This window comes from Rhodoferax sp. OV413 (assembly GCF_945881795.1).
Lineage (GTDB): Bacteria > Pseudomonadota > Gammaproteobacteria > Burkholderiales > Burkholderiaceae_C > Allorhodoferax.
In genome coordinates, this window is the sequence record NZ_CAMCVG010000030.1 from 1 (window position 1) to 24,817 (window position 24,817).

The window sequence follows — 24,817 nt, forward strand, 5'->3', positions numbered from 1 at the left end:
CCGGGCAGCGGCCTTCGCCGGTGTTGAAGCTGAAACGGTTAGCTGCGTAGCCGCGCGCCTTGGCTTCCAGGGTGTCTGCAAAGAGTTTGCGGATGGTGTCCCAAAAGCCGATGTAGGTGGCGGGGCAGGACCGCGGCGTTTTGCCGATGGGGGTTTGGTCCACTTCCAACACGCGGTCAATCGCCTCAAAGCCCGCCACGCTCTCACAGCCCAGCCAGTCGATTTTTTCTCCCGCGGCCAGCGCGTCGCGGCCGGCTTTGGTGCTGCACTTTTGCACCGCGGTTTGCACATTGGCCAGCAACACATCCCGCGCCAGTGTGGACTTGCCGGAGCCGCTCACGCCGGTGATGGCGACCAGGCGCTTGAGCGGCACATGGGCGGTTACGCTTTGCAGGTTGTGCATGGTGGCATTGGTTACCGTGAGCCAGTCGATTTTTGGCTTGAATACGGTTTCTGCTGTTCTCGCCACGGATAGCCCGGCAACGGGCTCCTCATGCATTTGCTGCGCAACTGCCAAATCGCCACCCGCTGCCGGGCTACCCGTGGCTGCGACGGACATTTTTACGGTTCTACGGTCGGCTAACGCGGCGTATTCGGCGGCTACCTTGGTGCGCTCAGCGAGTTCGGTGTTCGCGGCAGCGCTGTCCAGAATGCGGGCTGCTTCCACAGCGGCCTTCTGGGCTTTGGCACTGAGTTTTTTGGCCGGCTTGGCGCCAACACTAGCGGCAGAGGTGCTTGCGCCGGAAGCCGATTTCGAGCTCGCCGCGCGAGCGTATGTGGCGCCCGGCGTAAGCGCCTGCGCCGCGTCGAGCACCAGTGTCTCGGCAAACGACACCATCCCACGGCGCAACGCCAAAGGATGCTTCATCGCATGCAACAAATACCGCCCGGTCTGTGACTCGGTAGCGTTCTGCACATCGGCAATCGAGCCCTGCGCCACCAGTCTCCCGCCGCGCTTGCCAGCACTCGGCCCAATGTCGATGATGTGGTCGGCCGCGCGGATGGTGTCCTCGTCGTGCTCCACCACCACCAGCGTGTTGCCCTTGTCGCTCAAGGACTGCAAGGCGCCCAACAAAATCTTGTTATCCCGCGCATGCAGCCCGATGGTGGGCTCGTCCAGCACGTAGCACACCCCTTGCAGGTTGCTGCCAAGCTGCGCCGCCAAGCGGATGCGCTGGGCCTCGCCGCCGCTCAGCGTAGGCGCGCCGCGGTCCAGGGTGAGGTAGCCCAGGCCCACCTCCTCTAAAAATTCCAGCCGGCTGCGGATCTCGGGCACCAGATCGCGGGCAATGTCTGCCTCGCGCGGGCTCATGCCGCCGGCCACCTGCAAGGTTTGCACCCACTGGCGCACTTCGCTCACCGAAAGGCGGGCAATCTCGGTAATCGACCAAGCGCCCACCGCCCCCTGCGCACCGCGGCCGAACTTCACATGGCGGGCGGTCGCGTTCAAGCGCGTGCCGCCACAGGTGGCGCAGGCATGGTCGTGCAGGTCTTCGATATCAGCTTCGGCAAAGGTCTGCTCGCGGCCCTTGTTGTCCTCGTCCTTCACCGAGTCATCAAAGACCCGGCGCTGCTCTTTGGTCAGCGCCACGCCGGTACCCACGCAATCCGGGCACCAGCCATGCTTGCTGTTGTAGGAGAACAGGCGCGGATCGAGCTCGGCATATGAAGTGGCGCACACCGGGCAGGCCCGCTTGGTCGAAAACACCTGCAGCTGCCCTACCCCTGCGGCCGACTCGCCTGCCGCCATCACCTCACGCAGATTGCCCATGTCGCTCAACACATAAACCAAACCCTTGCCATGGGCCAGCGCATCAGCCAGCGCGGTTCGCAAGGCAGGCTCATTGGCAGGCGTGACATCGAGGCTTGCCACCGGCAACTCAATGTTGTGCTCCTTGAAGCGGTCAATGCGCGGGAAGCCGCTGGTGGGCAAAAAGTTGCCGTCCACCCGCAGGTGCGTAAAGCCGCGAGGCCGCGCCCAATCGGCCAGCTCGGTGTACACGCCTTTGCGGCCCTGCACCAGCGGCGCCAGCAGCCCGATGTGCTGGCCACGGTAGTTTTTGAGCAACTGCGCCGCAATACTGTCGGCCGACTGCGGCTCCACCGCCGCGCCGTCCTTGTAGCAATGCTGCGTGCCCAGCTTCACATACAGCAGGCGCAAAAAGTGCCACACCTCGGTGGTGGTGCCAACGGTGGACTTGCGACCACCGCGCGACAGGCGCTGCTCAATCGCCACTGTGGGCGGGATGCCATACACCGCATCCACCTCAGGCCGTCCCGCCGGCTGCACGATGGAACGGGCATATGCGTTCAAAGATTCAAGGTACCGCCGCTGCCCTTCGTTGAACAAAATGTCAAATGCCAGCGTCGATTTGCCCGAGCCGGACACGCCGGTCACCACACTGAACTTGCCCCGCGGAATATCCACCGACAGCGACTTGAGGTTGTGTTCCTTCGCATTCACGATACGAATGGAGTTCGATGCGTCCGCCAGCAAGCCCCCGAAGGTGGATGGGCTTGCGCCTAGGGCCGATTTGCTACTCGCAAAGCGAGTTGATGAGGCCCTGGGCGCAAGCCCATCCTCCGCAGCCCAGGAATCTCCCGCCACCCCTGACATGGACGCCCCCGTAAAGTATTTGGCAGAAGGCTCCGCCACCAGATGAATCACCCCCATGGCCGCCGCGTAATCCCGCAGCGCCTGCCCGGTGTGCGAGCTAGCGTGCAGCATCACCTCTTCGGGCGTACCCACCGCGACCAGCTGCCCGCCGGCATCCCCACCTTCGGGGCCCAGATCAATCAGCCAGTCCGAGGCGCGAATCACATCCAGGTTGTGCTCAATCACCACCAGCGAATGCCCCGCGTCCAGCAGCTTGCGCAGGGCGCGCATCAGCTTGGCAATGTCGTCAAAGTGCAGGCCGGTGGTCGGCTCGTCGAGCAAAAAAAGGCAGCCCTTGCGCGCCAGCGCCTGCCGGCTGGAGCTCGCGCTCTTGGCCGCATCCGCCAGAAAACCCGCCAGCTTGAGCCGCTGCGCCTCGCCGCCCGAGAGCGTGGGCACGGGTTGGCCCAGCTTCACGTACTCCAGCCCCACATCCACAATCGGCTGCAGCACCCGCAGCACATCGCGGTCGGACGCAAACAGCGCCACCGCCTCGCTCACCGTGAGCCCCAGCACCTCGGCCACGTTCAGACTGCGGCGGCGGCCTGCCACATCGGCGGGGCCCCGCTCGATGGTGACTTCCAGAATCTCGGGCCGGTAACGCTTGCCGTCGCAGTCAGGACAGCGCAAATAGACATCGCTCAGGAACTGCATCTCCACATGCTCAAAGCCCGAGCCGCCGCAGGTGGGGCAGCGGCCGTCGCCGCTGTTGAAGCTGAACTTGGCGGCGGTATAGCTGCGCTCGCGCGACAGGGACGCGGCGGCAAACAGCTCGCGAATCGCATCCCACGCGCCCACATAGCTCACCGGGTTGGAGCGCGCGGTCTTGCCAATGGGCGACTGGTCCACAAACACCATGTCGCTGAGTTGTTCTGCCCCCAGCAGGCTGGCATGCGCACCCGGCGTCTCTGTGGCTTTGCCGAAGTGGCGCAGCAGCGCGGGAGCCAGCACGTCCTGAATCAGCGTGGATTTGCCCGAGCCGGACACGCCGGTCACACACACCAACCGTTGCAGCGGTATTTCCACCGAAATGTTCTGCAGGTTGTGTTCGGTCACTCCCTCCAGAAGCAGGCGCGGATGGTGGGGCGCGACCATGCGCTTGAAACCCATGCCCACCTGCCTGCGACCGCCCAAATAGGCGCCGGTCAGGGTGTCGGCGCTCTTGAGGTCTTCGGTGCTGCCGTCAAACACAATGCTGCCGCCTCGCTCGCCGGGGCCGGGGCCCATGTCGATCATGCGGTCGGCGGCCAGCATGACCGCGGGGTCGTGCTCCACCACCACCAGGGTGTTGCCCGCGTCACGCAGGCGCTGCATGGCCACGATGATGCGGTTCATGTCGCGCGGATGCAGCCCGATACTGGGCTCATCCAGCACAAACAGGGTGTTAACCAGCGAGGTGCCCAGTGCGGTGGTGAGGTTGATGCGCTGCACCTCGCCCCCGCTGAGCGTGCGGCTCTGGCGGTCCAGCGTCAGGTAGCCAATGCCCACGTCGCAGAGGTATTTAAGGCGGGTACCTACCTCTTCAAACAGGAGCTTGAGGGTTTTGTGCTCGGCCTCGGAAGCGGTGGGAGTACCAGAAGCTTTCTCCGGCCGGACCGCAGGCAGGACAGCGCCGGGCTCCTCATGCGTTTGCTGCGCAACTGCCAAATCGTCACCCGACGCTGCCCTGCCTTCGGCTTTGATGTCCGGAGTGATAAAGATGCCCAAATCCGCTTGCAAGGCATCAAAAAAAAGCTTGAGCCGGTCCAGGGGCATCAGCATGAAATCGTGCAGCGACAAACCCGGCAAGGCCTCGAGCTGCTCGCGGGACCACTTCACACCATGGGGCATAAAGCGCTTGGCCGGATCCAGCGCTATGTCAGCCTGGGCCTTGGTGCCAATGCGCCAGAGCAGGCTCTCGGTCTTGAGACGCGAACCGCTACAGCCGGGGCAGGTGGTGTAGCTGCGGTACTTGGACAAGAGCACCCGGATGTGCATCTTGTAGGCCTTGGTTTCGAGGTACTCAAAGAACCGGTCTACCCCGAACCAGTGCTGGTTCCACTTGCCGTTCCAGTTCGGCGAGCCCTTGAGCACCCAGTTTTTTTGTTCCGGCGTGAGCTTGTACCAGGGCGTGTCGCGCGGAATGCCGCTGGCCTCGGCGTGGCGCATCAGGTCGTCCTGGCACTCCTGCCATGCGGGTGTCTGCATCGGCTTGATGGCCCCGGCGCGCAGGGTGAGCTTGTCGTTGGGAATCACGAGTCCGTAGTCCACCCCCACCACCCGACCAAAGCCGCGGCAGGCCTCGCAGGCGCCCACGGCCGAGTTGAAACTGAACATCGATGCTATCGGGTCGGTGTAGCGGATATCGCTCTGCGGACAATGCAAGCCGGTAGAAAAGCGCCAGACCTCAGGCGATGGGCCCGAAAGCGACTGGGTTCCAGGTGCCGCGTTTGCTATTATTTCAGGAGCTGCAAGCGCAGTATCGGCAGGCGCTGCAGCCTCATTAACCACATAAACATTGAGCCGGCCACTGCCGCGCTTGAGGCAGGTTTCAATGGCTTCCAGCGCGCGCGATTTTTCTACCCCCGCAATGCGGAAGCGGTCAGCCACCACGTCCAATATCTTGACCGTGCCGCCGCCGGTTTTTTCGGCAGCGGCGGCGCTGGCGGCCTTGGTGGCTTTGGTAGCCTTGCCTTCTTTCGCTGCCGCGGACGCCTTGGCGGGACTCGTTGCCCGCGCTTCTTCTCGTTCGGCGTGCACCCGGGTAAAACCGCTGGCGCTCAGCCACTGGGTGACTTCCTCCTGCGTGGTGTTGCCCGGCAATTCGACAGGAAACGTCAGCACCAACCGCGGCGCGGAGGGTCGTTCAGCGGCCCGTCGCACCAGCTCAGCATAAATTGTCTCGGGGGTGTCGTGCTGCACGGGGAGCGCCGTGTCTTTGTCAAACAGGCTGCCCGCGCGGGAAAACAGTAGCTTGAGATGGTCGTTCAGCTCGGTCATGGTGCCAACCGTGGAACGGCTGGAACGCACCGGGTTGGTCTGGTCGATGGCAATGGCGGGTGGAACGCCCTCCACCTTGTCAACCGCCGGCTTGTCCATGCGGTCGAGAAACTGTCGCGCATAGGCACTGAAGGTTTCGACATACCGACGCTGGCCCTCGGCGTACAGCGTATCAAAGACCAGGCTGGACTTGCCCGAACCGCTGGGCCCGGTGACCACCGTCAGCTCACCTGTACGGATGTCGAGATCGAGGTTCTTGAGGTTGTGCTGTCGGGCCCCGCGAATGCGGATAGTGCCTTGGGTCATGGTGAATGCTCTCCAATGGGGAGAGACATTCTAGGCACCAGCAGTTACCCATGGGGCCCGAGGGCCCACAGGTAAATGGATTACTTGGCTTCGCTTGCGGCCGGGGCTGCAGGAGTGGCAGCGGGTGCGGCAGCAGCAGGTGCAGCAGCGGGAGCTTCTGTGTGCACCGCGTCGGCGCCGTGCTTCTCACCACCCATATCAATATCTCCGCCTGTGCTCAAGATGTACAAGGCCAAAGCAGCAAACAGGGCAAAGCCCACAGCAATTTTCCACATAACACTTCCTTCAAAAAAAAAGCCCTCCGGAGCGGAGAGCCTGAAAATTGCCCCGGCATTTTCAGCCGGGGCGCTAACTCACTTCACTCGTACAAATCAGTCGTTGGCGTAGATGTCAACGTCTTTGGTCTCGGAGATGAACAGGGCTCCGATCACCACGGTAGCCGATGCAATGATCACGGGGTACCACAGACCGTTGTACATGTTACCGGTCTGCGCAACGATAGCGAAGGCAGTGGTAGGCATCAAACCGCCGAACCAGCCGTTACCGATGTGGTAGGGCAAGCTCATAGAGGTGTAACGGATACGTGTGGGGAACATTTCGACCAGCATGGCAGCGATAGGGCCGTACACCATGGTCACCAACAGCACCAGGTAGCTGAGGATGATGATGACGGTGACCTTGTCAAACTTGGCCATATCTGCTTTGGCAGGGTAGTTCGCAGCCTTCAAAGCAGCGCCGAGGTTGGCACCCAGCAGGGTTGCGCCAGCGGTCTTTTCGTTGCTCAGGTCAGCCACAGACTTCTTGGCAGCAGCCACAGCTTTGTCATCCACCGGAGTGGCGGCAGACACTTCAGCCAGCTTGGCTTCGGCCTTGGCCTTGGCTGCAGCGATGTCTTCTGGGCTGTACTTCACTTTGACCACAGTCTCGCCCACCTTGATGGTGGCTGGAGTGCCGGCAGGTGCAGCAATGTTTTCATAGGACACCGAGGCGCTGGCCAGACGTTGCTTGGCAATGTCGCAGCTGGAAGTGAACTTCACGGTACCTGTAGGGTTGAACTGGAACGAGCACTCTGCGGGGTCAGCAGTCACAGTGACCTTGGAGGCTTGTTGCGCTGCATACAAGTCAGGGTTAGCTGCCTTGGTCAATGCTTCAAACACGGGGAAGTAGGTCAAAGCACCCAGCAAGCAACCTGCCAGGATGATGGGCTTACGGCCGATCTTGTCGGACAAAGCGCCAAACACGATGAAGAACGGTGTGCCGATGATCAGGGAGATCGCCACCATGATGTTGGCGGTCGGGCCGTCAACCTTCAGGGCTTGGGTCAGGAAGAACAGGGCATAGAACTGACCCGAGTACCAGATCACAGCTTGACCCATCACCAAGCCGAACAAGGCCAGGATCACGATCTTCAGGTTCTTCCACTGGCCGAAGGACTCGGACAGGGGGGACTTGGAGGTCTTGCCCTCGGACTTCATCTTAGTGAAGGCGGGGGATTCGTTCATGCTCAAACGGATGTAGACAGAAACTGCCAACAACAGAATGGAGACCAGGAACGGAACGCGCCAGCCCCAATCAGCGAAAGCCTCTTCGCCAACGGCGGTACGGGTGCCCAGAATCACCATCAGGGACAGGAACAAGCCCAAAGTTGCTGTGGTTTGGATCCAGGCGGTGTACGCGCCGCGCTTGCCCATGGGGGCGTGCTCAGCCACGTAGGTCGCAGCGCCACCGTATTCACCACCCAGAGCCAGGCCTTGCAGCAAGCGCAGGACGATCAGGATGACGGGAGCGGCAACGCCGATCTGGGCGTATGTCGGCAATATGCCCACGATGAAGGTCGAAATACCCATGATCAGGATGGTGACCAGGAAGGTGTACTTCCGACCGATCATGTCGCCCAAACGACCGAAGAACAGGGCACCGAAGGGGCGCACGATGAAGCCGGCAGCAAACGCCAACAGCGCGAAGATGAAGGCGGAGCCTTCGTCCAGACCGCTGAAGAATTGCTTGGCAATGATGGCTGCCAAAGAACCGTACAGGTAAAAGTCGTACCACTCAAAAACGGTACCGAGCGAAGAGGCGAAGATAACTTTCTTCTCTTCTGCAGACATCGGCCGTGGGGCTGCTGTTGCCATAGTTGTGTCTCCAATAGTTGTGTGCAGCCCCCGACATGGAGGCTTCGGGCGTATTCTTGGAGCACCTACTGACCCTGTTCTGACGGGGAACTGACCACTCTCTGACAGACTAAGTGCAAACCCTCGACTGTCTTATCGCATCACGGAATATCGAGCGGATTAAGTGCTACGCAAGGGTATACCCGAAGGGATGCTGTGCACTGCATTCCAGCGCGCATCGGCCCCTTCTCCGGTAAACCAGGTAGCGTCCTCCAGACAGGCGCGCAGCATCGGCAGCGCGTCCAGCCCCCAAAAGACTTTGCCGTCCACCTCAAAGCTGGGCACCCCGAACACGCCCTGCGCAATGGCCTCGTCGCTGTGCGCCTTGAGTTGGGCTTTGACGCTGGCGTCGGCCGCATCGCGCCCGGGAGCCAGCAGGGCTGTGACTGCTTCAAGCCGCTGCGCATCGGCGGCATCGGCGCCACCGGTCCACACATGCTTGAACAAGGTTTCACACACATAGCGGTTGGGCAGGCCGTCGGCTTGTGAGGCAATGGCCAGCCGCAGCAGGCCCAGGGGGTTGAACGGGTGCGCGGCCGGAAAGGCCAGTTCCAGCCCCTGCTGCTGCGCCAGCCACTGCACATGGCGGTAAATCCAGTTGCGCTTGGGCGGCACTTCGGCCGGGCCGAGCACCGCGTTGTGCTTGAGCAGTCCGCCCAGAAACACCGGCTTGTAGCGCACGCTGTAGCTCAGGCCCTCCAGCGCCCGGGGCAGCGCATCAAATGCCAGATAGGCGTAGGGCGAGATGAAATCCAGATAAAAAGTGATCTGTTTCATGAGTTCTCCTCAAAGGGGGGCGTGATGGCGACTTCAGGCCAGTACGTCGGGATGGGCCTGCTGGAGGCGCCGGGCGATGCCGGCCCAGACGGCTCGTTTTTCGGCGTCGTCGTTCACGGCCCAGTCGCAGATTTCGTCGACCGTGCGCCAGCAGCCTTCGCACAGGCCGCTGTCTTCGTCCATGCTGCACACGCTCACGCAGGGACTGGGTATGTTTTCGGCCGTAGCCAGCGCCAGGTCTGCGCGAGCAGCTAGCGTTTTGATAGCATCTTCGCGTGCGAGTTGATCGAGGTAGTTGTCGCTCATGGAGTCTCCCGTTTGGCGAGTAGCGCGTTGGCCGCGCGGGAATGGGGCTTGCGGCCCAGAAATTGACTGATGAAGGCACCGGCATCGACCAGCTTGTCCAGGTCGATTCCGGTGTCTATGCCCATGCCGTGCAGGAGGTAGACCACATCTTCGGTGGCCACGTTACCGGTAGCGCCCCGTGCGTAGGGGCAGCCGCCCAAGCCCGCCACCGAGGCGTCAAAATGCCAGATACCCAGCTCCAGCGAGGCCAGCGTGTTGGCCAGCGCCATGCCGTAGGTGTCGTGAAAATGCCCTGACACCGCTTCCAGCGGAAAAACCCGCAAGGCCGCGTCCAGCGCCCGCTGCACCTTAAGCGGCGTACCCACACCGATGGTGTCGGCCACGCCCACATGCTGCACGCCGATATCGCGCATCAGCCGCGCCACCAGCGCCACCCGCTCGGGGGCAATATCGCCCTCATACGGGCAGCCCACCGCGCACGAAATCGCACCGCGCACCGCCATGCCCGCAGCCCTCGCGGCGGCGGCCACAGGGCGAAAACGCTCGATGCTTTCTTCGATGGAGCAGTTGATGTTCTTGCGGCTGAAGGCCTCACTGGCTGCGCCAAACACCACCACCTCATGGGGCCGGCTCAGGGCTGCGGCCTCAAACCCTTGCATATTGGGGGTGAGCACCGAATACCGCACGCCCGCCTTGCGCTGCACTCCGGCCATGACCTCGGCGTTATCGCTCATTTGCGGCACCCACTTGGGGCTCACAAAGCTAGTGACCTCAATCTCCCGCAAGCCGGCGTCCTGCAGGCGGTGCACCAGTTCGATCTTCACCGCAGCGGGCACCTGCAGCTTTTCGTTTTGCAGCCCGTCGCGCGGGCCGACGTCGACGATGCTGACTTGGGATGGAAAATTCATGGGGCTTATTAAACCGCGAACCTGCGGGCCTTGTATCCGGGCACGGTTGGTATAGTCCTTCCCTCCCAACGCCCCCTGGCTCACTTCACCTTCATTCCTCCAAGGCGCACGCATTGCTCAGCATCACCAACGCCAGCCTGATGCGCGGCACCACTGCAGTGTTTGCGGGCCTGAACTTGCAGCTCCATGAGCCGCGCATCGGGCTGATTGGCGACAACGGCGCGGGCAAGAGCAGCCTGTTTCGCATGGCCTGCGGGCTGGACGCGCCCCAGAGCGGCACGGTGACCGTGCAGGGCCTGCCCGCTTACCGCATCAACACGCAACGGCCCAACATGGTGGGCATGATGTTCCAGAACCCCGATGACCAGATTGTCTTCCCGACGGTGCAGGAAGAGTTGGCCCTGGCGCTGGGCCTGAGCCGCCGCGAGGCGCAGGAAAAAGCCCGCGCCTTCCTGTCTGGCCGCGGCCTGCAGGACTGGGCCGAGCGCGCGATCAGCAGCCTGAGCCACGGGCAGCGGCAGCATGTCTGCTGGCTGGCTATCTTGCTCAGCAGCCCCGCGCTCATCCTGCTCGATGAGCCCTTTGCCAGCCTCGACCTTCCCGGCCAGGCCCTGCTCCACGCCGACATGGCCCGCGTGCCGCAGCACATCATCGTCTCCACCCATGTACTGGAGCACCTCAGCAGTTTTGACCGCGTCATCTGGCTCGATAAGGGCCAGGTGCGGGCCGATGGCGACCCCGACACCGTGTGCCGGCTCTACCGTGCCGACGTGGCCGCGCGCGCCGCACGGGGCCCCACACGCCACCTCTCCCACACCCTCCCGACCTGACATGGGCAGCCTCTACAGCGAACACCGCACCTGGCTGCACAGGGTGCCCGCCGGTTGGAAGCTGCTGTGTCTCGCGCTGCTGAGCACCGGAATTTTCTGGATCAGCAGCCCTGTGATGCTGGGCGTGGCCTGCGGAATGTGCGGGGCGCTGTATGCCTCGCTAGGCCGGGCCACGGCACAGGGCAGCCGCCTGCTGCGCGCGCTGCTGATTGCGTCATTGCTGGTGCTGGCATTGCATGCCCTGCTGGAGCAGGCCCAGGTGGGCGTGGTGAGCGTATTGCGCATGGTCAGCGCCACGCTGCTGGGCATTGCGCTCACCTTAAGCACCCGCAGCAGCGCCCTGCAAGACGTGCTGGAGCGGCTGCTCACGCCGCTCAAACCCTTGGGTCTGCGGCCCGAGCGATTTGCCCTGCAGATGGCGCTCATGCTGCGGTTTATTGAACACTTTTTTGTGGTCTGGAAGCGGCTGGACGACTCCTACCGCCTGCGCACCGGGCGCGGCGGCGGCTTGCGGCTGCTGCCGCCTTTGATCATCCAGATGCTGCAAACCGCACGGCGCGTGGCCGATACACTCGACGTCCGGCTGGGCAGCTAGCGCCCGCAGCCTTTCACCCAATAAAAAGAAAACGATGCAGCGCAACCAATCCTTTGCCCTTGTCGCCCTGTTTGCCGCCCTGCTGGCGGTGCTGGGCCTGATTCCCAAAATCGACCTGCCGCTGGGCGTGCCAATTACCCTGCAAACGCTGGGCGTGATGCTGGCCGGCTGCCTGTTGGGCCCGCGGCTCGCCTTGCAGGCCCTACTGCTATTTCTGGCCGGTGTGGCCATCGGGCTGCCGCTGCTCTCGGGCGGGCGGGGCGGCTTTGGGGTGTTCATTGCGCCCTCGGCGGGCTACCTGCTGGCCTGGCCCCTGGGTGCTTACATGGCCGGCGTGATGATGCGCGTGCTGCCCGGCGGCGCCCCGCGGCGCATCGCCATCAGCGCCTTTGTGGCATCTGCCATCGGCGGCCTGCTGGTGGTGCACGCCAGCGGCGTGGTGGGGCTCATGGCGATAGCGGGCCTGTCGCTGAAGCAAGCCCTGATCGGCACCAGCGCTTTTGTGCCGGGCGACCTGATCAAGTGCGTCCTGACCGCGCTGGTCTGCCACACCGTGGCGCGCGGATTGCCGGACTGGCGGTTCGCCAAGCGCGGGACCTGATGCCCGAAACAGCGCCCGCCGACGCCGAAGCCCCGGAGCTGGTGCACAGCCGGCTGGGCCGGTGGGCGCAGGAGCGGGGCGATGCCTGCGCCATCCGCAGCGAGGCCGGCAGCATCTGCTTTGCAGACTTGGCGGTGCAGGTGCAGGCCCATGCCCTAGCGCTCAATGCGGCGCGCGCCCCGGCCACCGTGCTGCAAGACCCCAGCCCCCCGCTGATGCAAAGGCTGGTGGCCTTCTTAGGCACAGTAGCCAGCGGCCGCTGCGCAGCAATAGGCGATACCGCGTGGCCCGAAGCGGTGTTGCAGGCAGTGCGGGCGCACATCGACACCACACCCTGGGACAACGCGCCGCCGACACCGCACTCGCCCTTTTACATCGGCTTTACCTCGGGCAGCACCGGCCTGCCCAAGGGCTTTCGCCGGCACCATCATTCGTGGACCGAGAGTTTTGCGCTGTGCCTGCGCACCTTCGGCGAACCGGCGGCGGGCCGCATTCTGGCGCCGGGGCGGGACTCGCATTCGCTGTTTCTCTTCGGCATGCTGCTGGGCCTGTGGTCGGGCGCGGGCGTGGTGGTGCAGGAAGAGTTTTCTGCGGCCGGCGCACTGGCGATTGCGGCCCGCGGCGAGACGCCCTGCCTGGTGGCCGTGCCCAGCCAGTTGCTGCTCATGCTCGACTGGGCGCAGCATCGCCGGCTCGCGCCGGTTGCGGGGGTGCGGCTGGTCTTGATCAGCGGGGCACGCTGGCCGCGCAGCCGCACGCCCGATGTGCAGGCGCTGTTTCCGCAGGCCCGCATCGTCGAGTTTTATGGCGCGTCCGAGACCAGCTTCATCGCCTGGACCGATTCGCACCCCGACCTGCCCGAGAACCTGGTGGGCCAGCCCTTTGACACGGTCGACTTGCAAGTCCGCGGCGCCACACCTGAGGGCCCCGACGGGCTGATTTATGTGCGCAGCCCTATGTTGTTCATGGACTATGTGGGCGCTGCCAACGACCCCACGACAGCCCTGCGCGATGGCGATTGGGTGTGCGTGCGCGACCTCGGCCACCTGGACGCCCAAGGCCGCCTGCGCGTGGTCGGGCGGGAGAGCCGCATGCTGGTCACCGCCGGCAAAAAATTGTTCCCTGAGGAGCTTGAAGCCGTGCTCGAAGCCCACCCCGCCATCGCCCGCGCCTCGGTGCACGGCCTGCCCGACGCGCGGCGCGGGGTACAGGTGGCGGCGCTCATTCAGTGGGCTAAAAACGCCGAACAGCTTCCCAGCCTGCATGACGTGCAGCTCTGGTGCCGCAGCCGGCTCGAAGCCTTCAAGACGCCGCGCCGCCTCTGGGCCTGCGCCGATTGGCCCCAGACCGCCAGCGGCAAAACCGATCACCCCGCACTGGGCCGCGCCTTGTTGGCCGCCACTGCAAGCCAGGATGTAGCGCCATGGCTCACCCCCGTGCGCTGATTGCCGCCTGGGCGCGCAGCGCGGTCGCCCCGCATGGCGGCGCCTTCGCCCGGCTCGCCCCGCATGAGATTGGCGCGCCCGTGCTCCAAGGGCTGCTGGGGCGCGCCGGCCTGCGCGCCGCCGATGTGGACGCGGTGGTGCTGGGCAATGCCCTGGGCGGCGGCGGCAACCCCGCGCGCATGGTGGCGCTGGCGGCCGGATTGCCGGACCGTTGCGCCGCCTACACGGTAGACACGCAGTGCTGCGCCGGCCTCGACGCCATCGCCCTGGCCGCCGGTTTGCTGGTCGGCGGGCAGGCCGAGGTGGTGGTGGCCGGCGGCGTGGAGGCGTGGAGCCGCGCGCCGATTCGCCAGCACCGGCCGCTGAATGTGGGCGATGTGCCGGTTTCCTTTGAGCGGCCCGCCTTCGCGCCCGACCCCGCCCAAGACCCCGACTTGCTGCAAGCCGCCGCCGACTACGCCGCAGCCCACGGAATCAGCCGCACGCGTCAAGACAACTACGCGCTGCAAAGCCACGCCCGCGCGCACCGCCTGGCTCAAGCGCCGCGTGAAGCCACCGCACAAGAAATCGTGCCCGTGGCGGGCCTGCTGCACGACGCCTACCCCCGCGCCATCAGCCCTGCGGCCGCTGCACGGCTGCCGGTGCAAGCTCGATCTCGCAATCCGCACGCCACCGACTGCGACGTCAGCACACTGGGAATTTCCACCCGCGCCGATGGTGCGGGGATGGTGCTGCTCATGAGCGAATCTGCCGCCCGCCGGCTGGGCATCAGCCCGCGGGCGCAGTGGCTGAGCAGCGCATCGGTGGGCACAGACCCGGCCATGCCCCTGCTGGCCGCAGAGGCTGCGACCCGCGCCGTGCTGCAACGCGCCGGTTTACAAAGCATTCAGCAATGCGCGGTGGTGGAACTGCACGACGCCTTTGCCGTGCAAGGCCTGGCCTACTGCCACGCCCTGGGTCTGGATCCCGCCACGATGAACCGCCACGGCGGCGGCATCGCGCGCGGTCACCCGATTGGCGCGTCCGGCGCAATCGCGCTGGTGCGCGCGCTGGCCGATTTGGAAGAGCTCGCATCGCCCGGCGCCTGCGGGCTTGCCGCGGTGGCGGGGGCAGGTGGCATAGGGGCGGCGGGCTTGGTGGAGTGGCTGGCTGAGGCGCGGCCGTCGAACGACCAACTGCCGTCCGCTACCCCAGCACCCTGAAAAAATCATCTACCGCGAGCCGGCTGGTGCGGGTGCGGTTCACCGGAGCGGATAGGTCGGGGTAGCCGAGGGCGACACCGCAAACGATCTGGTGCTCGGGGCCCAGCCCCAGATGGCTGCGCACCAGACTGGGGTACGAGGCCAGGGCGCCAATTGCACAGCTGGCAAGGCCCTGTGATTGGGCGGCGAGCAGCAGGCCGTAGAGGGCCATGCCAAGGTCCATAAAGCAGCCGCTTCCCATGCCGCGCTCGATGGTGACAACCAGCGCCACTGGCGCCTCAAAGAAGCGGAAGTTGCGCTCGAACTGCAGGTCGCGCCCGGCGCGGTCTTCGCGGGCGGTGCCGATGCTGTCATACAGCGCGCGGGCCGCAGCCACTTGCCGGCGGCGCAAGTGACCGGGCAAGGGGGCGGGAAAATAGCTGTAGTCCTCGGCCTCGGCAGCGCCGTCGCGGAAGGCGGCGCACAGAGCGCCGGACAGCCCCTCGCGCACCGCACCGCGCACCTGCACAAAGCTGCCCGGCTGCAAGTTGGCGCCGCTGGGCGCTAAGCGCGCGGTAGCAAGTAGTTCGCGCAGCAATTCATCATTCACCGGTTGGGTCGTGAAGCCGCGCACCGAGGTGCGGGCAGCGGCCAGGGCCGCAAAGGCGTCCGCCATCAATACCCCCGCCCCGCGTCCACCAGGCCGGCCACGCCCTGCCCGCTTTGCAGCGCGGCAATCTTGCGGGCAATCTGGGCCACGCTCTCAGAACGCAGGGTGCGCGCCGAGGTGTGCGGGGTGACGGTGATGCGGGGATGCACCCAGAACGGATGATCTGCGGGCAGCGGCTCGGTGCGGAACACATCCAGCGTGGCACCGGCCAGGTGGCCGCTGTCAAGGGCAGCCAGCAGATCGGCATCAACCACATGGGCGCCGCGCGCCACGTTGATCAGGTAGCCGCCGGGGCGCATGACCGCCAGGTTGGAGGCGCTCAGGATGCTGTCGGTCTCTGGCGTGAGCGGCAGGAGGCAAACCACGATGCGGCTGGCGGCCAAAAAGTCCTGCAACTGCGCCGGGCCCTGAAAACACTGCACGCCGGCAATCGCCTTGGGCGAGCGGCTCCAGCCCCGGACTGGGAAATCAAACTGCGCCACCGCTTTTGCCACGCGCTCGCCCAGCACGCCCAGGCCCAAAATGCCCACGGGGTAGTCGGCGCGGTTGCGGGGCTTGCGGTACGACCAGTGGCCGGCGGCGGTGTCGGCCTCGTAGCCGTCCAGCTCACGGAAGTGGCGGATAACCGCATGGCACACGTATTCGGCCATTTGCACCGACATGCCGGCATCATCCAGCCGGATCACCGGCACGCCGGCGGGCAGATTCAGCTTCATCAGCGCGTCGACGCCTGCACCGGTGTTGAAAATGGCTTTGAGGCCCGCTTGCTCGTCGAGCATCTGCTGCGGCGGCTTCCAGACTACGGCGTAGTCGGCAACCGGGGCGCCGCTCTGCCAGAGGCTGACCCGCGCCTCAGGAATGGCGGCTTGGAGGGCAGGAATCCAGCGGTCTTCGTCGAAGTCGGCCGAGTAGTAGGTGATGTGCAAAGTGGGCATAGGCGCATTTTCGCCGCAGCGCGGACGGGCTCCGCTCCACGGCGGGCCGGCTCAGGCCCGCAGGCTCAGGCCCGCACGCTCAGGCGCAGCAGCTCGCTGCCCTCGGCGACCTGATCGCCCGGGGCGTACAGCAGCTCGTCCACCGTGCCGTCAGCGGGCGCGCAGATGGTGTGCTCCATCTTCATCGCTTCCATCACCGCCATCGCCTGGCCTTTATGAACCTTGTCGCCCGCCTTCACCGAGAACGACACCACCTTGCCCGGCATCGGCGCCGTCAGCCGGCCGCCCTCCGCCTGCGCGCCGCCGGCATGGGCCAGCGGGTCAACTGCTATGATTTGCGTAGCGCCCTGCGCAGTAAATACGTGGGCTATCACCCCATTTTTATATACATTGGCCCGCAGCCGCCGGCCGCCTAGGCGAATGTCTAGGGCCGCAATTTGCGTAGTCTCGTGGGCCGACCATTCCAGCGCCAGCGTCTGGCCATCCACACTCAGTTCCAGCGCGCCACCGGGCAGCGTGCGCAGCAGGGCGGTGTGCGGCGCGCCGGCGTATTCGAGGGCAAAGCTGCGCACACGCGGACCATGCGACTTCCAGCCATCCCGCGCAGCCCAGGGGTCGCGCCAGCCCTTCGAGGCCGGGTGCGCACCGTACAGCGCCGCCTCGGCTTCGCCTGCGTGCAGGGTGTGGGCCACCCACGCGGCAGCCGCCACCGGCAAGCCAACCAGATCGCACCCGAATAAAGACGCCGCCTCCCGCGGAATCAGCGCCGTGTCGAGCTGCGCGGCTGTGAAGGAGTGGCTGGACACGACATGCCGCAAGAACTGCACATTGGTTGCCAGACCGACGATGTGGGTCTGCGCCAGGGCGGCGTCCAGCCGGGCCAGGGCCTCGGCGCGGGTGGCGCCGTGCAGGATGAGCTTGGCCACCATCGAGTCGTAAAACGGGCTGATGGCATCGCCCGGGCGAACGCCTGAGTCCACCCGAACGCCCTGCGGGGCCCTAGCAAATGCGGCGTGCGGCGGCAGGCCGAACACCTGCAGGCGGCCGATGGCGGGCAGGAAGTTGTTGTCCGGGTTTTCGGCGCAAATGCGCGCCTCGATAGCGTGGCCGTGGATCTGCAGCTGATCCTGCTGCAAGGGCAGCGCCTCGCCGGCAGCCACGCGCAATTGCCACTCCACCAGATCCAGCCCGGTGATCGCCTCGGTGACGGGGTGCTCCACCTGCAGGCGGGTGTTCATCTCCATGAAGTAAAACTTGGCCCCCTCCAGCCCATAGCCGCCGGGCTGCTCGACGATGAATTCGACCGTGCCGGCGCCCACGTAGTTCACCGCGCGCGCCGCCTCCACCGCGGCCCGGCCCATCTGGGCGCGCAAAGCGGGCGTCATGCCGGGGGCGGGGGCCTCTTCCAGCACCTTCTGGTGGCGGCGCTGGACCGAGCAATCGCGCTCGAACAGGTACACGTAATTGCCGTGGGAGTCGCCGAACACCTGAATCTCGATGTGCCGGGGGCGCTGCACGTATTTCTCAATCAGCACCGCGTCATTGCCAAAGCTGTTCGCGGCCTCACGCTGGCAGCTGGCCAGTGCTTCGGCAAAGTCCTCCGGCTTGTCGACCGCGCGCATGCCCTTGCCGCCGCCGCCCGCGCTGGCCTTGATGAGCACGGGGTAGCCGATGGCGTCGGCCTCGCGCTGCAATCGTCCGGCGTCCTGCTCCTGCCCGTGGTAGCCCGGCACCAGCGGTACGCCGGCTTGCTCCATCAGCCGCTTGGACTCGGCCTTCAGGCCCATGGCCGCAATGGCAGACGCCGGCGGCCCGATGAACACCAGCCCCGCAGCGGCACAGGCCTTGGCAAAGTCCTGGTTTTCGCTCAAGAAACCGTAGCCCGGGTGCACCGCCTGCGCGCCGGTGGCCAACGCGGCTTCGATGATGCGCTCCCACCGCAGGTAGCTGTCCTGGGGCGCACTGCCGCCGATAAAAACCGCCTCGTCACAGGCGGCCACGTGCCGGGACTGCGCGTCTGCCTCGGAGTAGACCGCTACAGTTTTTATAGCTAGCTGCGCAGCGGTGGCGGCGACCCGGCAGGCAATTTCGCCCCGGTTGGCGATGAGAATTTTGGTGAACATGGTGATCTCGGTCGGACTGTTGGGCGCAAATAATCGGTCAACGCGTTAGCTCGGGGCGCGTCCAGACGACATCGTTGTCAACCGCATAAAGCCGACAACTGACGTGATACCTCTGGCAATTGCCCAAGGCCTTGCCATGGGCATAGTCCCCCGCCGCAAAGCCCCAGCCGCCGGTGCCGGACAGCGCGAATGCGCGTGGAAGGGGCGACGCCAGAAACCTGTCATACGCCGCCCGGCTTTGGGGGTTGAAAGAGGCTTTGCTGGTGTCAACCAACTCGGCGAAGCCGCTGGCCCCGGGACGGGGCACGATGCCGGGACGACTGAATCCAAGGCGGCTTAGAAACTCATCCACCACTGGCAGCCAGTGGTCCATGTCAGCGTTGAGGCCATTGTGGCCATCCTCGCCGGAGGGCGAGAAGTGCCAAAAATCTGCGGTGCCACCGCCGGCCGTCCAGGCCTTGTGCCAAGCTCTGGGCGCATCGGGCCCCCAGTACTTGTCGTTCTCCCAATACATCCACAGCATGGGCACCCGGGCCTGTGCGGCAATCCTGCCCCAATAAGTTTCAAGCGCCTGGGGACGGCAGGACCGGCCGGGGCTGCTGTCGGGGTTTCCGCCAGTGCCCCCGGAGAAGTTAATGCCACCCAGCAAACCCTCCGGCGCGCGCGCCACAGTGGCGATACCGGTGAGCCCGCCCACCGATTGGCCTGCGACCAGCCAGCGGCTGGCATCCACAAAAGGCAAAGTCCTGGCGTACTCCACAGCAGCCAGCACCTGGTCGGACGCTGCCGTCGACATGGGCTCCACCTGCAGGTTGCTGCAGCTGCCGGATTGCTCGGGATCGAAGTCGCCATAGGTCTCGCCATAGCCTACGCGGGTGGGTGCCATCACTACAAATCCCTTGGCCACAAAATAGCGGGCCGCTGCCTCCGGCCGGTTACGGCCCTGCGCCGCACGTTTGGCCGCCGGAGCCCGCCCGTGGTTGAACACCAGCAAGGGGAAAGGCCCCTCGCCCGCGGGGCTGTAAATGGTGATGGGAATGTTTTTGGTCTCTTGCCGGCCATAGAGATCTTTGACGGTGACCGGAATGCGCACGCTCACCTCGCGCAAATCCTTGGCCGCGGCCTCGCTGGCGACCGGCGAAACTCCAGCAGTGGCATTGGCGGTGGCAGCGTTTTGGGCCCATACGGCGGACAAGGGCACCGCTACTGCCCAGGCGGCGAGGAGCAAACAGTGGCGCAATCGCATGGAGTCCCCTGCCGCGTTACATGCGGAACACGCCGAACTGCGTGTCTGCAATCGGGGCGTTGAGGGACGCGCTCAGGCCCAGCGCCAGCATGCGGCGAGTGTCGGCGGGGTCGATGATGCCGTCGTCCCAGAGACGGGCGGTGGCGTAGTAGGGGTGGCCTTGGGCTTCGTACTGCTGGCGCAGGGGGGCCTTGAAGGCTTCTTCCTCGTCGGCGCTCCAGGTGCCGCCCTTGCCCTCGATGCCGTCGCGCTTGACGGTGGCCAACACGCTGGCGGCCTGCTCGCCGCCCATGACCGAGATGCGCGCGTTGGGCCACATCCACAGAAAACGCGGCCCGAAGGCGCGGCCGCACATGCCGTAGTTGCCTGCCCCGAAGCTGCCGCCGATGATGATGGTGAATTTCGGCACCTGCGCGGTGGCCACTGCGGTGACCATCTTGGCGCCGTTGCGGGCGATGCCTTCGTTCTCCACCTTGCGCCCGACCATAAAGCCGGTGATGTTCTGCAAAAACACCAGCGGAATCTTGCGCTGGCAGCACAGCTCGATGAAATGCGCACCCTTGAGGGCCGATTCACTGAACAGGATGCCGTTGTTGGCGATGATGCCCACCGGCATGCCCTCAACATGCGCGAAGCCGCACACCAGCGTGGCACCGAAGCGCGGCTTGAACTCGTGCAGCTCGGAGCCGTCCACGATGCGGGCGATGATTTCGCGCACATCAAACGGCTTGCGCGTGTCGGCGGGAATCACGCCGTACAACTCGCTCGCTTCCAAAAGAGGAGCACGCGGCGCAATCACATCAAGCGCCGCGGCCTTTTTCTTATTCAAATGGGCAACCGCTTCGCGGGCCAGCGCCAGGGCATGCCGGTCATCCTGCGCCAGGTGGTCGGCCACGCCCGAGAGCCGGGTGTGCACATCGCCGCCGCCCAAGTCTTCGGCGCTGACCACCTCGCCGGTGGCGGCTTTGACCAGCGGCGGGCCACCCAGAAAGATGGTGCCCTGATTGTTGACGATGATGGTCTCGTCGCTCATGGCGGGCACATAGGCACCGCCCGCGGTGCAGCTGCCCATGACGACCGCAATCTGCGCAATCCCCTGCGCGCTCATGTTGGCCTGGTTGAAGAAGATGCGGCCGAAGTGGTCGCGGTCGGGGAACACCTCGTCTTGGTTTGGCAGGTTGGCGCCGCCCGAATCCACCAGATAAATACAGGGCAGCCGGTTTTGCGCGGCCACTTCCTGGGCGCGCAAATGCTTCTTGACGGTGAGCGGGTAGTAGGTGCCGCCCTTGACGGTGGCGTCGTTGCACACGATCACGCAGTCCACCCCGCTCACCCGGCCGATGCCGGCAATCACGCCGGCGCAGGGGGCGCTGTCGCTACCGTCGCGGTCGGGGTACATGGCCAGCGCGGCCAGCGGCGCGAGTTCCAGAAACGGGGTGCCGGGGTCCAGCAACAGGCCCACCCGGTCGCGCGGCAGCAGCTTGCCGCGGGCGGTGTGCTTGGCGCGGGCTGCATCGCCGCCGCCCTGTGCGACGACTTCTAGCTTGGCGCGCAGGTCATCCACCAGCGCCCGCATGGCCGCCGCGTTGGCCGCGAAGTCCGCCGAGCGGGGGTTGAGTTTGGATTCCAGGACCGGCATGAACACTCCAACAAAGGGGCCCCACGCTGCGAGTAAGCAGAACCGGGGGCTTAGTTGACGTTTACGTAAACGTCAAAGGCGCAGCAAATTGTGGCAGATTTCACAGCATGTCTGCGTCAACATACAACTAGGCGTCGGCCGCAGGGGCAGGCCGCGCGCGGGGCTATGGAATGCATGCCGACCAATCAGGCGTCAAACACCACGCTGTCCTGCAAGCGGGCAGCGCCGGAGCGCACCAGATCGTGCAGCAGCGCGGTGGTGGCGTCGGAAAGGTTGGCATCGCCAAAATGGCGGCGCAGGGTGGTGCTGAAATAGGGCGTGCTGCTGACCCAATCCATCAGCGCCTCGAGCGGCAGCCGGCGGGCTTCCAGGAGCTTGAACTTGATCAGCACCTTGGCGGCGTATTGCAGGTGCTTGGCGGGGTTTTGCACAAAGCCGGCGAGCCGCTGGCGGGCGTAATCAATCGCCTGCTGCGCGGCGGTAAACACCGGCCCGTGCCCCGGAATCACGGTGGCGGGCTGCAGTCGCTCGACCAGGTCGAGCGTGGCGGCCACCTCGTCGAAGGCCGCGTCGCCGTCCAGCTCGGGGAAAACGACGCCGAAGCCTTTTTCCCACAGGGCGTCGGCCGATATCAGCGTGCGGTTCTGGGGCTCAAACAGGATGACGGAGTGCGGGTCGTGCCCCGGCGCGGCGTGCACCTGCCAGATCAGCCCGCCGCAGCGCAGCTCGGTGCCCGGAAGGAGCACGTCGTCCATCCGAAAGCGGGGACATTGCTGGCCGGTGGCTCGGTAGGTGAGCGCGTCGGCGTCCCAGGTCCGCACTTCGGCCGCGTGGCCGGGGGGAATATGGGTCTTGAGGGCGGGGTAGCGGACCTGCAGGGCGGCATTACCGCCGCAGTGGTCGCTGTGCAAGTGGGTGTTGAGCAACACATCCAGCGGCCGAGTGCCCAGTGCCGCGTCTAGGAGCGCGAGCGTTTGGGCTGCGTGGGTGCAATAACCGCTGTCAACGAGCACCGCGCTGTCTGCGTCCTGCAGGAGCACGTTGTTGCTGGAGAGCCAGCCCCGCTCGAAAACGGTCAGGCCGGCGGGGAGTGCGGACGCCATCTGGCTCAGCCCAGCGCGCGCTGGATGATGATTTTCTGCACGTCGCTGGTGCCCTCGTAAATCTGGCACACACGCACGTCGCGGTAGATGCGCTCGAGCGGAAAGTCGCTCACATAGCCGTATCCGCCCAGGGTCTGGATGGCGGCGCTACAGACGCGCTCGGCCATTTCGCTGGCAAACAGCTTGGCCATGGCGGCCTCTTTCAGGCAGGGGCGGCCGGCGTCGCGCAGGGCGGCGGCGTGCCAGATGAGCTGGCGGGCGGCCTCAAGCTCGGTGGCGCAGTCGGCCAGACGAAAGCCCACCGCCTGGTGGTTGAAGATGGGCTGGCCGAAGCTCTGCCGGTCTTTGGCGTAGGCAATGGCAACATCGAGCGCACTGCGGGCCATGCCCACGCTTTGCGCCGCAATGCCGATGCGCCCGCCCTCTAACCCGCCCAGCGCGATGCCGTAGCCCTCGCCTTCTTTGCCGAGCAGGTTCTCGGCTGGAATGCGGCAGTTGTCGAAATTAATTTGCGCGGTGTCGCTGCTGTGCTGGCCGAGCTTATCTTCGAGCCGCGCGACGCAGTAGCCCGGCGCGTTGGTGGGCACCAGAAAGGCGCTCATGCCTTTTTTGCCGGCGCCTTTGTCGGTGACCGCAATGACGATGGCGACATCGCCGTTCTTGCCGCTGGTGATGAACTGCTTTACGCCGTTGATGACGTACTCGTCACCCTGCCGCACAGCGGTGGTGCGCAGGCCCGAGGCATCGCTGCCCACGTGCGGCTCGGTCAGGCAGAAGGCGCCCAACATCCTGCCCTGCGCCAGCGGCTCGAGCCACTGCTTTTGTTGCGCGGCGTTGCCGAATTTCAGGAGGATGGCGTTGACCGGGCAGTTGGTCACGCTGATCACGGTGCTGGTGCCGCCGTCGCCCGCGGCAATTTCTTCCAGCACTACTGCCAGCGTCACATAATCCAGCCCCGCGCCGCCCAGCGCCTCGGGCACGCAAATGCCGTAGGCGCCCAGCGCGGCCAGGCCTTTGTGGGCTGCGGTGGGAAATGTGTGCTCCTTGTCCCACCGCGCGGTATTCGGCCACAGCTCGGCCTGCGCAAAGTCGCGGACCGCGTCACGGATCATTTCCTGGTCTTGGGTGAGCAGCATGGCGTATTTTGGGGTGATGGGGTTGGGTTGGGTTGGGGGGTTAGAGCATCTCGAGCGCCATCGCGGTGGCTTCGCCGCCGCCGATGCACAGGGTGGCAACGCCTTTTTTGAGGCCGCGCGCCCGGAGCGCATGCATCAGCGTAACCATGATGCGGGCGCCGGATGCGCCGATCGGGTGGCCCAGCGCGCAGGCGCCGCCATTCACATTGACTTTGTCATGCGGAATGTTCAGCTCGGCCATCAGCGCCATCGGCACCACCGCAAACGCCTCGTTGATTTCCCACAAGTCCACGTCCTCCACCGCCCAGCCGGCCTTGGCCAGCACTTTGCGGGTGGCGCCTACCGGCGCGGTGGCAAACCAGTTGGGCTCCTGCGCGTGGGTGGCGTGGGCCACGATGCGGGCCAGTGGCTGGCAGCCGAGCGCAGCGGCCGTGTCTTCGCGCATCAGCACCATGGCGGCGGCGCCGTCGTTGATGGAGCTGCTGCTGGCGGCGGTGATGGTGCCGTCTTTTTTGAAGGCGGCTTTGAGGGTGGGGATCTTGTCCAGCTTGATCTTGCCGGGGCCTTCATCGATGCTGACCTGCACGTCGCCCGCGCGGGTCTTGACCGTCACCGGAGTGATTTCCGCCACAAACGCTCCTGATTTAATAGCTGCTTGCGCACGCTGCACGCTGGCTGTGGCGAAATTGTCTTGGCTGGAGCGGGTGAAGCTGTATTTGGCTGCGCAGTCTTCGCCGAAAGTGCCCATGGAGCGGCCGGGCTCGTAGGCGTCTTCGAGTCCGTCTAGCATCATGTGGTCGAAGATGCGGTCGTGCCCGATGCGGATGCCGCTGCGCCCCTTTGGCAGCAGGTGGGGCGCGTTGGTCATGCTCTCCATGCCGCCGGCGACCAGCACGTCGTGGCTGCCGGCCAGCAGCATGTCGTACGCAAACATCGCCGCGCGCATGCCCGAGCCGCACATTTTGGACAGCGTGACCGCGCCGGTGCTGGCCGGCAAGCCACCCTTGAAGCCGGCCTGACGCGCAGGCGCCTGACCCTGGCCCGCCATCAGGCAATTGCCAAACAGCACTTCCGTGACCAGATTAGGCGTGAACTGCGAACCGGTGGCGGCGCGTTCGACGGCGGCCCGGATGGCAGCACCACCCAGATCGTGGGCGGCAAGCGAGGCAAAGTCGCCCTGAAATGCACCCATGGGCGTGCGGGCGGCGCT

Annotated in this window: 19 protein-coding genes; 5 read left to right on the top strand and 14 right to left on the bottom strand. The window is 65.3% G+C overall.

The features are described 5' to 3' along the window. The 6 genes from uvrA to Q0O05_RS05615 all read right to left on the bottom strand — a co-directional run. Positions 1–5,941 (bottom strand): excinuclease ABC subunit UvrA (uvrA, locus tag Q0O05_RS05590; protein ID WP_293661063.1); only part of this gene is annotated, 5,941 nt, incomplete at its 3' end. A gap of 80 nt (positions 5,942–6,021) precedes the next feature. After that, positions 6,022–6,216 carry a hypothetical protein gene (locus tag Q0O05_RS05595; protein ID WP_293661064.1) on the bottom strand — a complete coding sequence of 65 codons (195 nt, stop codon included), beginning with the start codon at positions 6,214–6,216 and terminating at the stop codon, positions 6,022–6,024. Positions 6,217–6,312: 96 nt separating this feature from the next. Then, positions 6,313–8,073 carry an MFS transporter gene (locus Q0O05_RS05600; protein ID WP_293661066.1) on the bottom strand — a complete coding sequence of 587 codons (1,761 nt, stop codon included), beginning with the start codon at positions 8,071–8,073 and terminating at the stop codon, positions 6,313–6,315. A gap of 159 nt (positions 8,074–8,232) precedes the next feature. Next, positions 8,233–8,889, bottom strand: coding sequence for a 2-hydroxychromene-2-carboxylate isomerase (locus tag Q0O05_RS05605; protein WP_293661068.1), 657 nt, complete (start codon positions 8,887–8,889; stop codon positions 8,233–8,235). Positions 8,890–8,922: 33 nt separating this feature from the next. Beyond that, entirely contained in the window at positions 8,923–9,195 is a 273-nt protein-coding gene (locus Q0O05_RS05610; RefSeq protein ID WP_293661070.1) for a DUF1289 domain-containing protein, read from the bottom strand. Then, on the bottom strand, positions 9,192–10,103 hold the full coding sequence (locus tag Q0O05_RS05615) for a hydroxymethylglutaryl-CoA lyase (protein ID WP_293661072.1): 912 nt from the start codon (positions 10,101–10,103) through the stop codon (positions 9,192–9,194). Before Q0O05_RS05615 ends, Q0O05_RS05610 begins: the two co-directional genes overlap by 4 nt. 140 nt (positions 10,104–10,243) lie before the next feature. On the opposite strand from Q0O05_RS05615, the gene Q0O05_RS05620 reads away from it, so the two are divergent. From Q0O05_RS05620 to Q0O05_RS05640, 5 genes are read left to right on the top strand one after another with little or no spacing between them, the layout of a single operon-like run. Further along, positions 10,244–10,933: an ABC transporter ATP-binding protein gene (locus Q0O05_RS05620; RefSeq protein WP_293661097.1), complete on the top strand. Its 690-nt coding sequence runs from the start codon at positions 10,244–10,246 to the stop codon at positions 10,931–10,933. Position 10,934: 1 nt separating this feature from the next. After that, a complete protein-coding gene (locus tag Q0O05_RS05625; protein ID WP_293661074.1) occupies positions 10,935–11,528 on the top strand; it encodes an energy-coupling factor transporter transmembrane protein EcfT in 594 nt (197 codons plus the stop codon). Positions 11,529–11,562: 34 nt separating this feature from the next. Further along, the gene (locus Q0O05_RS05630) at positions 11,563–12,129 is read left to right on the top strand and encodes a biotin transporter BioY (protein ID WP_293661075.1); all 567 of its coding nucleotides are present in this window, start codon (positions 11,563–11,565) and stop codon (positions 12,127–12,129) included. Continuing rightward, on the top strand, positions 12,129–13,574 hold the full coding sequence (locus Q0O05_RS05635; RefSeq protein WP_293661077.1) for an AMP-binding protein: 1,446 nt from the start codon (positions 12,129–12,131) through the stop codon (positions 13,572–13,574). Before Q0O05_RS05630 ends, Q0O05_RS05635 begins: the two co-directional genes overlap by 1 nt. Then, positions 13,553–14,776 (top strand): thiolase family protein, encoded by a 1,224-nt coding sequence (locus Q0O05_RS05640; protein WP_293661079.1) that lies wholly within the window; start codon positions 13,553–13,555, stop codon positions 14,774–14,776. Before Q0O05_RS05635 ends, Q0O05_RS05640 begins: the two co-directional genes overlap by 22 nt. Here the strand turns inward: Q0O05_RS05640 and Q0O05_RS05645 are convergent. The 8 genes from Q0O05_RS05645 to Q0O05_RS05680 form a co-directional block, all read right to left on the bottom strand. Then, positions 14,760–15,431, bottom strand: coding sequence for a nitroreductase (locus tag Q0O05_RS05645; RefSeq protein WP_293661081.1), 672 nt, complete (start codon positions 15,429–15,431; stop codon positions 14,760–14,762). The genes Q0O05_RS05640 and Q0O05_RS05645 overlap by 17 nt on opposite strands. After that, the gene (locus Q0O05_RS05650) at positions 15,431–16,360 is read right to left on the bottom strand and encodes a glyoxylate/hydroxypyruvate reductase A (protein WP_293661083.1); all 930 of its coding nucleotides are present in this window, start codon (positions 16,358–16,360) and stop codon (positions 15,431–15,433) included. Before Q0O05_RS05650 ends, Q0O05_RS05645 begins: the two co-directional genes overlap by 1 nt. 65 nt (positions 16,361–16,425) lie before the next feature. Beyond that, positions 16,426–18,483 carry an acetyl/propionyl/methylcrotonyl-CoA carboxylase subunit alpha gene (locus Q0O05_RS05655; RefSeq protein ID WP_293661085.1) on the bottom strand — a complete coding sequence of 686 codons (2,058 nt, stop codon included), beginning with the start codon at positions 18,481–18,483 and terminating at the stop codon, positions 16,426–16,428. Positions 18,484–18,520: 37 nt separating this feature from the next. Continuing rightward, positions 18,521–19,729, bottom strand: a complete 1,209-nt coding sequence (locus Q0O05_RS05660; protein ID WP_293661087.1) for a hypothetical protein — start codon at positions 19,727–19,729, stop codon at positions 18,521–18,523. Positions 19,730–19,745: 16 nt separating this feature from the next. Then, positions 19,746–21,368, bottom strand: a complete 1,623-nt coding sequence (locus Q0O05_RS05665; protein WP_293661089.1) for a carboxyl transferase domain-containing protein — start codon at positions 21,366–21,368, stop codon at positions 19,746–19,748. A 185-nt stretch (positions 21,369–21,553) separates the two neighbouring features. Then, positions 21,554–22,471, bottom strand: a complete 918-nt coding sequence (locus tag Q0O05_RS05670) for an MBL fold metallo-hydrolase (RefSeq protein ID WP_293661091.1) — start codon at positions 22,469–22,471, stop codon at positions 21,554–21,556. Positions 22,472–22,476: 5 nt separating this feature from the next. Beyond that, the gene (locus tag Q0O05_RS05675; RefSeq protein ID WP_293661093.1) at positions 22,477–23,607 is read right to left on the bottom strand and encodes an acyl-CoA dehydrogenase family protein; all 1,131 of its coding nucleotides are present in this window, start codon (positions 23,605–23,607) and stop codon (positions 22,477–22,479) included. A 40-nt stretch (positions 23,608–23,647) separates the two neighbouring features. Further along, positions 23,648–24,817, bottom strand: a 1,170-nt coding sequence (locus Q0O05_RS05680; RefSeq protein ID WP_293661095.1) for an acetyl-CoA C-acyltransferase, incomplete at its 5' end; no start/stop codon positions are given.